Annotated in this window: 17 protein-coding genes; 8 read left to right on the top strand and 9 right to left on the bottom strand. The window is 50.0% G+C overall.

What is annotated here, in order from left to right:
• Positions 1 to 64: 64 nt before the first annotated feature.
• The 6 genes from HV127_RS28520 to HV127_RS28495 all read right to left on the bottom strand — a co-directional run bounded on the left by HV127_RS28520 (position 65) and on the right by HV127_RS28495 (position 3,701).
• Positions 65 to 385 carry a hypothetical protein gene (locus HV127_RS28520; RefSeq protein ID WP_182240343.1) on the bottom strand — a complete coding sequence of 107 codons (321 nt, stop codon included), beginning with the start codon at positions 383 to 385 and terminating at the stop codon, positions 65 to 67.
• A gap of 2 nt (positions 386 to 387) precedes the next feature.
• Positions 388 to 2,007, bottom strand: coding sequence for a P-type conjugative transfer protein TrbL (gene trbL / locus HV127_RS28515; RefSeq protein ID WP_182240341.1), 1,620 nt, complete (start codon positions 2,005 to 2,007; stop codon positions 388 to 390).
• A gap of 2 nt (positions 2,008 to 2,009) precedes the next feature.
• Complete coding sequence (locus tag HV127_RS28510; protein ID WP_182240339.1) at positions 2,010 to 2,198, bottom strand: hypothetical protein; 189 nt, start codon at positions 2,196 to 2,198, stop codon at positions 2,010 to 2,012.
• Between the two features lie 2 nt (positions 2,199 to 2,200).
• Positions 2,201 to 2,995, bottom strand: a complete 795-nt coding sequence (trbJ, locus tag HV127_RS28505) for a P-type conjugative transfer protein TrbJ (RefSeq protein WP_182240337.1) — start codon at positions 2,993 to 2,995, stop codon at positions 2,201 to 2,203.
• 269 nt (positions 2,996 to 3,264) lie between these two features.
• Complete coding sequence (locus HV127_RS31870) at positions 3,265 to 3,489, bottom strand: hypothetical protein (RefSeq protein ID WP_045338569.1); 225 nt, start codon at positions 3,487 to 3,489, stop codon at positions 3,265 to 3,267.
• A 2-nt stretch (positions 3,490 to 3,491) separates the two neighbouring features.
• Positions 3,492 to 3,701 (bottom strand): TraC family protein, encoded by a 210-nt coding sequence (locus HV127_RS28495; protein ID WP_045338571.1) that lies wholly within the window; start codon positions 3,699 to 3,701, stop codon positions 3,492 to 3,494.
• A 488-nt stretch (positions 3,702 to 4,189) separates the two neighbouring features.
• Between HV127_RS28495 and HV127_RS28490 the strand changes: the two genes are divergently transcribed.
• The 8 genes from HV127_RS28490 (at position 4,190) to HV127_RS28460 (ending at position 9,444) form a co-directional block, all read left to right on the top strand.
• Positions 4,190 to 4,555, top strand: coding sequence for a CopG family transcriptional regulator (locus HV127_RS28490; protein WP_122349715.1), 366 nt, complete (start codon positions 4,190 to 4,192; stop codon positions 4,553 to 4,555).
• A gap of 355 nt (positions 4,556 to 4,910) precedes the next feature.
• Positions 4,911 to 5,384, top strand: coding sequence for a TIR domain-containing protein (locus HV127_RS28485; protein WP_182240335.1), 474 nt, complete (start codon positions 4,911 to 4,913; stop codon positions 5,382 to 5,384).
• An 11-nt stretch (positions 5,385 to 5,395) separates the two neighbouring features.
• Entirely contained in the window at positions 5,396 to 6,259 is an 864-nt protein-coding gene (locus HV127_RS28480) for a DUF4231 domain-containing protein (RefSeq protein ID WP_122349717.1), read from the top strand.
• A gap of 35 nt (positions 6,260 to 6,294) precedes the next feature.
• Complete coding sequence (locus tag HV127_RS28475) at positions 6,295 to 7,134, top strand: hypothetical protein (protein ID WP_182240333.1); 840 nt, start codon at positions 6,295 to 6,297, stop codon at positions 7,132 to 7,134.
• Positions 7,135 to 7,213: 79 nt separating this feature from the next.
• Positions 7,214 to 7,408, top strand: a complete 195-nt coding sequence (locus HV127_RS28470; protein WP_122350180.1) for a transcriptional regulator — start codon at positions 7,214 to 7,216, stop codon at positions 7,406 to 7,408.
• Positions 7,405 to 8,442 (top strand): PIN domain-containing protein, encoded by a 1,038-nt coding sequence (locus tag HV127_RS28465; protein ID WP_122350181.1) that lies wholly within the window; start codon positions 7,405 to 7,407, stop codon positions 8,440 to 8,442. Before HV127_RS28470 ends, HV127_RS28465 begins: the two co-directional genes overlap by 4 nt.
• Positions 8,443 to 8,560: 118 nt before the next feature.
• Positions 8,561 to 8,749, top strand: coding sequence for a hypothetical protein (locus HV127_RS31865; protein WP_113771100.1), 189 nt, complete (start codon positions 8,561 to 8,563; stop codon positions 8,747 to 8,749).
• The gene (locus tag HV127_RS28460; RefSeq protein WP_122350183.1) at positions 8,746 to 9,444 is read left to right on the top strand and encodes a competence protein CoiA family protein; all 699 of its coding nucleotides are present in this window, start codon (positions 8,746 to 8,748) and stop codon (positions 9,442 to 9,444) included. The genes HV127_RS31865 and HV127_RS28460 overlap by 4 nt, the downstream gene beginning before the upstream one ends.
• Before the next feature lie 269 nt (positions 9,445 to 9,713).
• Here the strand turns inward: HV127_RS28460 and HV127_RS28455 are convergent, their stop codons facing one another.
• Genes HV127_RS28455 through HV127_RS28445 form a run of 3 tightly spaced genes read right to left on the bottom strand, consistent with a single transcriptional unit; the run spans position 9,714 to position 12,418 of the window.
• Entirely contained in the window at positions 9,714 to 10,484 is a 771-nt protein-coding gene (locus tag HV127_RS28455) for a fimbria/pilus periplasmic chaperone (RefSeq protein ID WP_228727513.1), read from the bottom strand.
• A 41-nt stretch (positions 10,485 to 10,525) separates the two neighbouring features.
• On the bottom strand, positions 10,526 to 11,698 hold the full coding sequence (locus tag HV127_RS28450) for a fimbrial protein (RefSeq protein WP_182240331.1): 1,173 nt from the start codon (positions 11,696 to 11,698) through the stop codon (positions 10,526 to 10,528).
• Positions 11,699 to 11,716: 18 nt separating this feature from the next.
• Positions 11,717 to 12,418 (bottom strand): hypothetical protein, encoded by a 702-nt coding sequence (locus tag HV127_RS28445; protein ID WP_182240329.1) that lies wholly within the window; start codon positions 12,416 to 12,418, stop codon positions 11,717 to 11,719.
• Positions 12,419 to 12,473 lie beyond the last annotated feature (55 nt).

Here is a 12,473-nt window from a genome sequence, read left to right as displayed (position 1 = left end):
ACGAGGCTGCGTTTGGAAAGTAAAACCCCGCACTTAGGCGGGGTTGTGTGGGTCTCGTCAGTGATCACTGCTTGCCGGGACTCTCTTGCTTCTGTGCTTCCTGCGCGGCTTGGATGGCCATCAACGCCTGCTGATTCAGGGCTGCGTTATTCTTGCTGCCCAGCAAAGGTAGACGATTCATAGCCTGTGCCCCAGCAAACATGCGATAGGACGCCGACAATGCGAGCGGGTTCACTCGAAGCTGCAAGGCCGTGTACTGGCGATCTAGACTATCGAGTTGCGGCCCGTAGCCCTTGCTACGTAGCCATCGGCCGAGCGCCCACATGCCGATGGCAAATGTCGATGCGAATACTACGAATCCAGCGAACATCAGTATGTCCATCATGGTTATTTCTCCGAGTTGTCGTTGTTTGATGCCGTGCCGGGCACATTGAGCGAGGCTAGGCGACTTGTGGCGGGGCTTTCGTCCGAGGATGGACGGATGACGTTAGATTCCGTTTGTGCAGCTTCCACGGTTGTTTCCGCGCCATTGGTTGGAACGGTCGAGCTGGCACCATCGGGAACAGGCGGCGGAGATCCTGCACCAAGAGACAGAGAGTGCGCATTCTCCATGCCCGGCACTGCCATCGAGGTCATCACACCGAGCGCTTTTGCGCTAGCGTTGGCCGCTTGGGAAAGGGCGTTGCCAGAGCCAACAACTCCCCCTTTTGGTGCCCCTTGCTGGTCTTTGTCGTTTCTGTCCTGCGCCGCTCTCCCGGCCTGCTTGGTCGCCTGCTGGACACCACTGCTAGGCTGCTGCGGAGCCGTGCCCGGTGATTGAGGGGCGGCACTGCCACCTACGCGGGCACCGGCCGACGACGCACCTTGGGCGGCCGCTTGGCCGCCCGTGCTCGCGCCGAGCCCAGCGGCCGCACCGCCGTGAGTCGCCGCCGCTGCGGGCGCACCACCACCGGCAAAACTGGAATTGATCGCAGAAGCCAGACCGCCGCCGCCAATTCCACCTGCACCCGCTACACCGGCCCCAGCAGCGCCGCCAGTACCGGCAGCGCCAAGAGCACCGGCAGCAGCCGGAGCGGCCGCCCCGGCCGTGGCGATGGTGGCAGCCGCCGCAGCCGCACCGGCTGCCCCGGCCACCGCCATCCCGCCAATGGCTGAGCCACCGCCCATGGACGTGCCGCTAATCATGCCGCCGATCAGGTCAGGAATAGTCTTGGTCAGATAGCAGCACACCAAGGCCAAGCCGACCATCGTCATCAATGACGCTTCATCATTGGTATAGGCTGCTAACCACTGCTTAGCCGACTGTACAACCAGGCCGACAATCAGAGTCAATACAAATAGCTTTGCACCAATCGCGACGGTGAAACGCATTGGCGCAATTGCAAATTCCCGCGTCCATTGCGAGCCACCAAAGCCCAAGAACAGCACGGATGCGTTGATGATTACGTAGGCCTCTACGAGCGTGACAAACATGAATGCAGCGATGAATGCGAAACATGCCAGCACAAGAATTGCGCATACAGCGATCAGAAGTCCCTTGGCCGGAGAAAATACTGAAATGCCCTCTACCATTGTGCGGCCAAAATCCAGCGCAACTGCAAGCATATCGCCGGGTTCTAATGCACGCCCGAGGCCGCTCGCTGATGCCGCTGCATCGCGGAAACTATCGACGATGGCCGTCGACCACTCCACTGAGTACTTCATGACTGCAAGGAAGAAACCGATCACCAGCACGAAGCGCAGCAGCTCGCCGACAATCTCGCCGAAGTCGGCTTGCTTCATTACTAGAGGCATGAACGTCCAAATAAACTGGATCGAGGCCAGCAGCCAGAACAGTCTGATCGCATAGTCATACAGCTTCGCTGACCACTGGTGCGACTGTTGCAAAACTAGGTCGAGTAGGCCCTGAACCGATGTATCGGCATGGGAAAGGTCGGTCGCGGCCATAGCATTTCCGGCCATGAACACACTCGCCAAGGCGAGGAACAACAAAAGACGACGATCCATAGCTAGTACCCCTTCACGCCGCCGCGAGTGTTGGGGCGCGCCTCAAACGACGCATCAGCGTCACGCTGTTGCCGTTGTTGCTCAGCCATCGCAGTACATTCGATGTTGCTTTGAACCACCACGGCAACCATGTAACCGGTCAGTGCGGACCCGGCGCACATCAACGCGATTAGCCATTTCGAAATAGTCATTCTCAGTACTCCTTCACGCCGCCGCGTGTGTTTTTCCGCGCTTCAAACTGCTGTTCAGCCGCTTCGCTAACGGCCTGTCGGTCGCCTTGCTGGGCCATGTAGTTGCCCTGCATGTTGATTTGGGTGGCCATCAGATCCCGCAGTTTTTGCAGTTGCTGCACGTTCTGCGAGGCGATTTCGTTGCCCGCCTGAATAGCTTGCATGCGGCCTACGGCTGACTGCGAACGGGCCACCATGCGAGCAAGCTGGGCGTCTTCAGGCTCGAACGTGCTGGTATTGAGATTTGCCGCTTCCATCGCCGTTTTCACGTTGTCGCGGCCCTGTTGCGACCACTTTTGATAGCGATCCTGCGCCGGGACCTCTGCCGAGTTCGCTGCTTGATTCAGGTAGGAATCGAAGCCGGGGAAAGCCGTGTTGAACTGCGAATCCATGTTCTGGATTTGACGGCCCAAGGCCTGCGAACGGTTGTAGATGTTGACCACGCTTTTCAAGTCAGCCGCAATGCTGCCAAACATCGAATCGGGCAGGCCCGTGCCCTGAGTGACCATGTTTTGGTACTGCTGAATCTGCGTTTGCAGTTGCTCGGCGGTGTTCAGCGCCGTGTTGACCTGTTCGGCGTACTCGAACATCTGTTGATAGAACGTCGAGCAGTTAGAGCAGTAGATGGCGTAAGCCGGTGCAGGTGTGATGTAGAGGCCTACACCAAGGCCTGTGGTTGCCATTGCCACAGCTAGCGCTGCGCCACGGCCAAATACCCGAGCGACATAAGCTGACGTTTTTCGCGATTCCATTTCCATGCCGAATACCTCATTTTGTCGTAATCTGAGGTCTGATTATTGTCCGATACGGGGTGGTTTTGAATATGCGGATAGATACTTATCCGCATATATTTCAATGACTTGCGTCCGGAAACTGTCCGTCAATCATCCTTTGCAATGATGCCAACCATCTGACCTGTCTAGGGTTTTTCTTTCATGAGGAAGAATACTTAGCTGTCCGGTTTGATGCTTTTTGCGGACAAAAAAAAGCCCACCAAAGTGAGCTTTTGATAAGTTTGTGCGCGGCGTCAGTGGGCCGCGTAATAAGGATTCTGAGCGCGATAAAGGCTACGTTCAGTCTCAGGGATGTGCAGCGTCTCTAGGTGCCACTCTTCGAGTGAAGAAGCTAGCTCGGCCGCAATGCGCTGGGCTTCCACAACGGGCTTACTAGATTGCCCGCTGGCTCGACCTAGGCAGGCTTGCAGTTCATTGAGTTGATTGGCCAAAGCGCTGATGCGGTGAGCTGTCTTCATGATCAATTCCTCTTGCTGATCCCTTCGACGATTCTATCGAATTCTTCCCGGATCTGATCGTCCGTAAGCTCAAGATTAACCAATCCTGATTTTATTGCAATTCTTCCGATTCTTTCTGCTGCCTCATTGTCGAGCTTTGCAAGCCTTGCCTTAGCCATCTCTAGCTCAGAAAGCGCGTCAGCTCGTCGCTCGGAAAGGGTTTTTCTAGCCAATTATAGTGCTCCTTTTTTGGTGCCATTTCGGCCTTAACCGATTGTGATCACGGAGATTTTAGCGACCGCTGGAATTTCTGACCACATCTGGATTGGCGTCGCTAAGAACGAAGCGCGGCCCCGGCATGTTGGTCGCCACTCCTGTGCTTTCTCCGCCCTGTGTGATCCGTTCAGTTAAAGTTGGTCGATTAAGTAAATTCAAGGCAATTTTAGGAAACTCCTGCTTAGATTAATGCAACTCTAGGCAACTAAGGAAAAATGAACGAAATTCAAGGAAATTCAAGGCAACTTGCGTTACCGAAACGGCCATTAGCATTAAATTTCTTTGAGTTGCACTCAGACAGACGGCAAGATATGTGTTGTGGGCCTACGCTGCTTCGCAGCTACGACCCCCACCACCGCCCCTTACTCGCCTGCGGCTCGACGGATCTTGCTCTGCGAGGCTTGCCGTCGCTGCCGCGACAATTGAAAAGCTGGAGAGGTACAGCATGGAGAAAAAGGAGAAGCACACCCCTCGACGGAAGTTGCCGCCCATCAAGGTGTGGGTGTCGGAGGACGAGCGCGCAGAGATCGAGGACAAGGCCAGGCAAACTAACATGTCATTGTCCGCCTATCTGTCCGCTGTAGGCCGCAACAGGCCCATTCGATCCGCACTTGACCTGAAGGCGGTTGCGGAGCTTGGGAAAGTAAACGGCGACCTTGGGCGGGTGGCAGGCTTGCTGAAAATGTGGTTGGCAGAGAAACGCGGGCATGGTGCCCCGGCAGCGGACGTTGATGCATTGATGAGGGAGTTTCGTGAGCTACAAGGGAAAGTTTTGGCTGTTATGAGCAATGTTGTTTATGAACGGAGATAGGAGCGGCGCCTAAGACCGGTTGCAGCATTTTTTCGTAACGCCATTTTAGAAAAATTATGGCCAATTGGGCATGCACATCATCTCCAATTTGAGGGGGCTTTTGAGTTTTGCCATTTCCAGAGGGCCGTATCAGGGCACAATCTTGCTGACTGCGCACGACACAGCTTCATGACTCCATCGAGGGCACAGTAAAGCCCTGTGTCTAAGGCGATGTTGCCGCTGCTAGCAATTGGCAGGCGAAAACGCTTTTTTGGATTGCGCAATCCAAAAAAGACGTGGCATTAGGCCGGTATCGCGCTAGAGTCCTTAAGTATAAAAAAATGCTGTGGTTTTCCGAGACGTGGAGAAGATAGTAATGGGGCTACCAAGAACATTTGTAGGATTTAGTAGTACGGACATTCACTATTATCGATTAATGCTTGCGTGGAAACAACACGAACATATTGATTTCAGTTTCACTAATTGCCAGCTTTCACAAGAAATAAATTCAAGCGATGAGGCATATATAAAACGTAAGTGTCGCGAGCGCATAGATATGGCAGGAACGTTTGCTGTGCTTATTGGTTCTGATACACGTAACAAGCACAAATATGTAAGATGGGAAATGGAAGTCGCGTTAGAAAAAAAATGCAGAATCATAGGCATAAATTTGGATGGCGCACGTAGCGTGGTAGAAGCAAAATGCCCGCCTATTATTCGAAATGTAGGAGCTATCTTTGTTCCTTTTTCACCAAAAATTGTTGCCCATGCGCTTGCTAATTGGACTAAGCAGCCGAATGATGACTGGCATTATAAAGACGAAGTTTATAGAAGTCTCGGATATAAGTGATCGGAGAATATATGGAAGATAAAGATTTCCCTGCCCTCTATCGGTCTGCTAATGAACTTTCGTTAAAGTCGCAGTCGCAATTTTTCTTAGCTTTAAGGTGCCATCTTATTACCTTGGTTCTCGCCGCATTATTATCAATAGTAAGCTTTCCACACTGGACTGTAGCAGCCTTGCAGGTCTTTGCTCTTTTAGGAGCTTTGGCGTGCTCTATCTATTTGTTTAGTGTTAGGCCAGAAAAGCTTTGGTACGGTGGCAGAGCGGTCGCAGAATCTATAAAGACGATAACTTGGCGCTATGTGTGTCGAGCTGAACCGTTCCAGGGAGACGATGAAAGCGCTCGGAAAGATTTTCGTCTGACACTTAAAGCAATAATTGAACAAAATCGAGAGGTTTGCCGGGCGCTCACTGACCACCTTGAAGGTATCCAAGTTTCTCCTAAGATGGAGCAGATCCGGTGCGAAACATTAAGTAAACGCAAAGAAATATATGTGAAAAGCAGGATTGGAGATCAACATGCATGGTATGCCAACAAAGCTAAATTCAATCGTAGGAGAGCTCGGTATTTTTTTTGGGTTCTGATAACGGTCAATACCTTCGCTGTTGTTTGTGCTGTGGTGCGGGTTGCTAACGTAGAGGTGCCTTTTTGGCCAACTGATGTTTTCGTAGCAGCGGCTGCAAGTATTTTAAGTTGGATGCAAGCAAAGCGATTTTCTGAATTAGCGGCCTCGTACTCTTTAACGTCTCACGAGATAGGGTTGGTAAAAGAAGAAGCGAAGCAGCCAAATACAGATGAAAAGTTTTCTGTATTTGTGGGGGATGCGGAAAATGCTTTTTCCCGAGAACATACGCAATGGGTTGCAAGGAAAGATGCGTAGATGCTTCTGTCAATGGCATGATTTAGGGGGGGGATATGTTTAATCTTATTATGAGATCGGTTGAGTGGGACTCTGGGCAAGAATCGATGGAGATTGGCCGGGTTTTTGAATATACGGATAGCCACATATCTCAAATTTTTAGAGAAAATAATATTCCATCGCTGGATAGACTTATAGCCCTTCCGTGTCTGTTTATGCAAGAAGGAACGCGGGATGAGGTTGCTTACGTTGGTCAAATAAATAGAGCAAGAATAGTAGGTGGTGATATATCTTTTGAGTATTCATTAGACAGTGAGGTGCCAGTTATTCATAACTCATTTATATACAAAAATAGAATGGCACTTGATATGCCAAAGGATTTTGAGTTCTCTAGGAATCATTGGGCTGTTAAGGATATTGATCTTTATCGATTTTTGCTTAGAACGGTTAGGCCGAGACGCCAACGGCCTACGGTATTTCAGATTTCAGAACATGAGAGCATTGAAGCGATGCTGGTCTCTGTAATGATGCCATTTGATGCTGCTTTTAATCCGGTCTACAACGGTATTCAGTTGGCCGCAGAAGGGGCTGGCCTTCGTTGTCGTCGTGCCGATGATATTTGGGAGAATCCAGCCGTAATTCAGGATGTAGTTGCTTTAATAGATAGAGCGCGTGTTGTGGTGTGTGATTGCACAGGTAGAAACCCTAACGTCTTTTATGAGGCTGGGATTGCGCATACTCTGGGTAGAGAAGTCATACTAATAGCTCAAGCTGAGCACGACATACCGTTTGATCTACGGCATCTACGATTTATTCGTTATCATGCGAACGCGCAAGGAATAGCCGAATTGTCCGTGGCTTTGCAGGCACGAATTCAAACCATTGTCGGTCACTAAATTTATCTTCTTGTTGCAGATGTCTTGGATGTACACCGAGAAGCCTTGTATTGAACTCTCAGCATAGAGGACAGGTGAGATGAAAGACAGATCACATGACAAGGCCATGGTGGAGTATTTCCATGCTATTCCTTCCTACGCAGCGGAGTTGCTTGCCGAAGTTCGCCTAGACGGCGACCCGGCTGAACTGGCTATTTTGCTGCGTCAGACGGCTGAGGCGTTCGGCCAGGACGGATTGCGGGTAGTTTCTCAGACGAGGAAGGAGCGCGAATGACCCTGAAATTGTTAATAGATACGTGTGTATGGCTCGACCTCACAAAAGATCCCCGCCACCTTCCGCTGTTGGATGCCCTATCCGCGATGAGCGAGGCAGACGAAGTAGTACTCGTTGTGCCGCAGATTGTTATCGATGAATTTGCACGGAATCGCGACCGAGTGATGGCCGCGAGTAGAGCCAGCCTTTCGAGTCACTTCAAGAGGGTTCGAGAGGCAATTATGCAGTTCGCACCTGAAGATGGCCGTGAGGCTACGATCCGGCAGCTAAACGAAGTGGATCACCGCGTGGCGACTGGCGGCGAGGCAGTAAACGAGGCGGTAGACCTCATTGAAAAACTCTTTGCCGACTCTCAGCCTGTGCCCGTAAGTGACAGTATTAAGCTGCGTGCAGCTGACCGAGCTATCGCCAAGATTGCCCCTTTCCACCGTCAGATGAATGGCATGGGAGATGCAATCATCATCGAGACCTACATTGATGCTCTGGCTGCGCGTCAGAGTGACGACGTGTTCGCGTTCGTGACTCATAACATCCACGACTTTAGCCGTCAGGGAGCAGATACACGTTTGCCACACCCGGATTTAGAAGCCCTTTTCGATGGCGTGAGATCGAGATATTCAACCAACCTAAGCACACTGCTCAGCGAATTCGCCAGCGAATTGATCGAAGAAACCAGGTTTGAGCGCGAATACAGTCAAGCTCCTAGACAGCTATCCGAGTTGCTCGAAGCAGAGCAGAAACTGACTACTCAAGTTTGGTACAACAGGAAGTGGAACATCATCGCTAACGTCGAGGATGGGGAAGAAAGGGTGGTGGCTAAGGAGGAGTGGGACAGAGCTGCGCCGGAAGAGCGGCGGAAGCTTGTGGTCGATTCGATTTGGGAGGGAATGCTAGCTGCTATGAGGAGCGCGGAGGAGGAACTCGGCGCGGAGGCGCTGGGGCCGTGGACTGACTTCGAGTGGGGGATGATCAACGGCAAGCTGTCTGCTATACGCTGGATGCTCGGTGACGAGTGGGATATGCTCGATACGTAATACACAGACAGTTATGGATCGCCGTTGCTGTTTTGGATTGCGCAATCCAAAACAACGCCTGTGGGCGTTCTGAATTATCGTTCGACCGTTTGCGCTACCAGAGCGGAGGGCACCATCAATGAAAGACAGATTACATAGTGAGGCTATGGCTGAGCTTTTCCGTGCCAGCCCAGACTACGCATCTGAACTGCTGGTCGAGGTTCGCCGCGGCGGTGACCCGGCAGAGCTTTCCATTCTGCTGCGACAGGTAGTCGAGGCGTTTGGGGAAGACTTTGCAACTCTGACTTTTGCGACGAGGCAACCATGACGCAAGTGGCTTGGAGGCGCGACGGCGTGCCGGTAGATGCCGCTTCCATTCCGGGCATTGAGTGGGAGGCCTTGAAACAGGTGGCACAGCTAGGTGACTTCATGATGCCTTGCTGCAAGGCGCCAGCGGTCCTCAAGACAAGCATTAACGGCTTGGCCTTCTTCGCCCATCTTTCGGATGAGTGCGATACCGCACCGGAAACGAAGTGGCACAAGGCAGGCAAGGCAGCAGTGATGGCCGCTTTAACAAGCATGGGCATCGAGAGTCGTGACGAGGTGCCGGGCCGATCTACGAGCGGGGACAAGTGGGAGGCCGATGTTCTCTTCTCGGTTTCGGGTCGCACCATCGTGATCGAGTTGCAACGCTCTTACCAGCATCTGCGCGACTTCACTCGTCGGCAGGAGCGATATGCTGCCTCGGGTGTTGAATCTTACTGGCTGGTCCGCAAAGAGACATTTCTGACCTTGGGAAAGGCCACATCGCGACTTCTGCTAAAGCGTGACTTCGGCAACGTGTTTCCGCCTGGTGGAATCGGTACAGGTATGCTGCCTGAGTTACCGGTAGCGATGTTGGAGACCGAGGGCGAGCAGGTGGTTCAGTTCGGTGGGTTCAAGACTGCGACTGTGGCGGTGTGGCTGGCTGGCATCATAGATGGCGCATTCCAGTATCGTGGCGGATCTTGGAATCTTGGTTGACCTTGAATATGTCGCATGGCATTTTTAATGGTATCTGAAGGATTTTTGTGCGCAATATACTGTCAAATAACGATTTTTTTTGATAATCAATAATAGAGTGGGAATGAATTTTATTTAACACATTGATTTAATTGAATGAAATAATGCCATTAATGATTTTTACGTCATTGATGGCATTTTTTATGGAGTTGGAAAGGGATGTACTCGTGAAGCTAGAAGATAAGCGTGCATTTTTGCTGGTCACTGGTGAGCCATAACAGGCCTTAATATTAGGGGATGACCTGCTGTGCTAAGGAATTAATAGCTCCTTCATCACTAATATAGGATGGATAAATCGTCTCAAGGTGCTTCTTCATGGGAAAAACGCTCTTTTCTCCTGGAGCAATCATGCCTCCATTGGCCACGACAATTTTCCCATCTTTATCCTCAGTGATATTAGCCAATGAGACAAAGTATGGCGTGGGATTAGATCCTTCAACTCCACCGTTGACCTTTTTCCAGATGATTGATTTTCCAGCCTGGTTAGCGCTGCCGGTTAATCCCTGAGGACGGTAAAAAATTTTAATTCTTGAACGAACCGCCATTTTCAGCTGGTTTTTATTGTCTTTTTTCGTCGCCGGAATTTCCAGCACGTTTAGCCAGAATAAAGACTCTTTATTAGCGGGCAATGATTCTCCGGTATAAATCATGCGCAGCGTCTGGCCTTTCCCTCCGTTGATGCGGTTAATCGGAGGGGTGATCGTAAAGGGCGCTTTGGCCGTCTCCGGCGTGGCATTGGGATCGCCCGCATCTATCCATACCTGTGCCAGTGCGGGTTTCTCGCCGACATTATCAATTTTTACCGTCACTTCGCGTTCTTTTTCCTGATAGACGAAGCGCGTACCGGTGATGACGATATCCGCGAAAGCCGAGGACACCATAGAAAATGCAACTATCGCTACGGCAATATGGCTGTAAAATATGCTTCGGGGCATCGTATATTTCTCCCTTTTCAGCCCGCCGGTCAGACAGGCCGGATGTTTAATAAGCCAGTCAATCAATTCATTGACATATAAAATGACGGTATTCTATAAACCCGCAGTCACAGATAGGTGATCGTAAAAACGACAGAGCCGTTTGCGGGCCCTGCTGTGACGTTTGTATCAGACTGCACATAGCGAGCTTTGAGCGGAATGATATAGGTGGCGTTATCTTCCTGCAAAAGATTGGGTAGATTAAACCCACCGGAACCATCCAGCGGTATACTGCCAGATATATTTCTTTGCGATAATTCAATGCCGACCCCGGTGGCCGCATTGATACCGCCATCCAGTTTGGCCAGTGAAGGGTTGCCTTCAATAACGCCGTTGGCGCTTTGAAATCCGATGGAGATAACGTTTTCGGCATTGGAGCCGGTAAGTCTGCCCGTGTTTTCGTTATAGTTATAGTTACCATAACCATAAAAAGGTGGGCAGCCTTGCAGGATGATATCAAAATCTTTCCATTCGGTAACCGTTCCCGGGCTGGTAAAATCGCCGACCGCATGGTTGCCAAGATTCACATCAATATTTGACGTTGCCAACTGACAGGTTTTTGTATGCACCGTTGTGGAGCCCACGAAATTAAGATTGACAAAAACATTGCTCATGGGAATAGGGGAGTTTGAGCCAGAGGTAAACTGAAATGAAGGTAATGAGGCCCCCTGGACTTGCTGTGTCCCTGCTTGGATAGGCCCTGTTTTTATAAGTTCTATCTTGACAATACTTAATTGGCCTAAACCTTGTGACGTCGTACCATAATTTATCGAAAATGTACGTTCCCAGGTATCAGGAAAAGTGCTGACCTCTATATTTGAACCTGATGTATAAATAATTGCGCCAATCCCGGGAACGTTAGTCGGAAATACATCTTTTCCATCAACACGATTTGCTGGGCCTGAAGGCGTGCTAACAACCGCTACTGTTGCGTAGGCGTTCATTGTATATGGTGTATTACCTAAGTCCTCTGTACCAACTGTGCATTCGAAAGATGTCGTTTTAGGAGAAATAAAATATCGTTGACTATATAGTACCTTCCCTACTGGCACGTCTTCACCAGCGGTGGATATTCCGAGACCAACGACAGGAATTGAAACGTTATCGGTAAAAAGTTTCGAAAATTCACAATTAAGCGCCTGAGCCTGTGACGAGAACAAGCAGGCTAGACCGATAAACAAATAGTGTATCGTGCCTTTTTTTGTTTTAGTGAATTGGGTCAGATTGCGTGACAGTTTCATGTGAAAACCTCAGTGTTATCAGTACATTTTATTTTCAACAGCATGTGCGAATAACGGCAGCGTCTGGTTTTTAACCACGTATGCACTGTCTCCTGTTGCACGGGTGCTTTCCTTGAACGTGTAGTATTCAATAAATTCACAAAATTTCAGCATCATATGCAAATCCTTTTTGTTGCCCAACTTCATTTTCTTCATCAGGCTGGTTCTTGACTGATATATTGTTTTCCGACTCTTACCAAGACATAAGAACATATCATTGATGCTGTACCCGGAGATTAAAAAGAAAAAAATCTCCTTTTCAGAATAGCTCAGGGATGATAACGGGTTGTTTCTTGTTAAGTCGTGTTTCTTCTGTTGGGAGTTTCTAACAAGCTGTAGCAGACTTTTCTTTATTTTACTGACAGGCCCCCGAACGGACAGGGACGGGAGTCGGAAAAAGTTCAGATCGGTTAACGAAATAAACGCATAATAATCCGCGCTGATGATGGATTTGTATATTTTATACCAGGCATCCCTTTGGGTGTAAATGTATTCGACGTCAATTAATGCGACCTTGAATACGGACGCATCTTTCACGAAAGATTCTTCTTGGAGGGGTGGGTGAATATCATTATCAGGCCCTGAGTACTCCGCCACTAACGAAGTTAAGGCGTGTTCAAGATAGACGTTTAGGGTCAGAATAGTGACGTCAGTATGCTGAGAGAAAGTGCTTTTTTGCATAGTATTATCTATTTCCGGAAATTAAAATGACGAACATTCATGGCGAACGAAAGAA

Source organism: Klebsiella sp. RHBSTW-00215, from assembly GCF_014103785.1.
Taxonomy (GTDB): domain Bacteria; phylum Pseudomonadota; class Gammaproteobacteria; order Enterobacterales; family Enterobacteriaceae; genus Klebsiella.
This window is presented reverse-complemented; position numbering and strand designations above follow the sequence as displayed.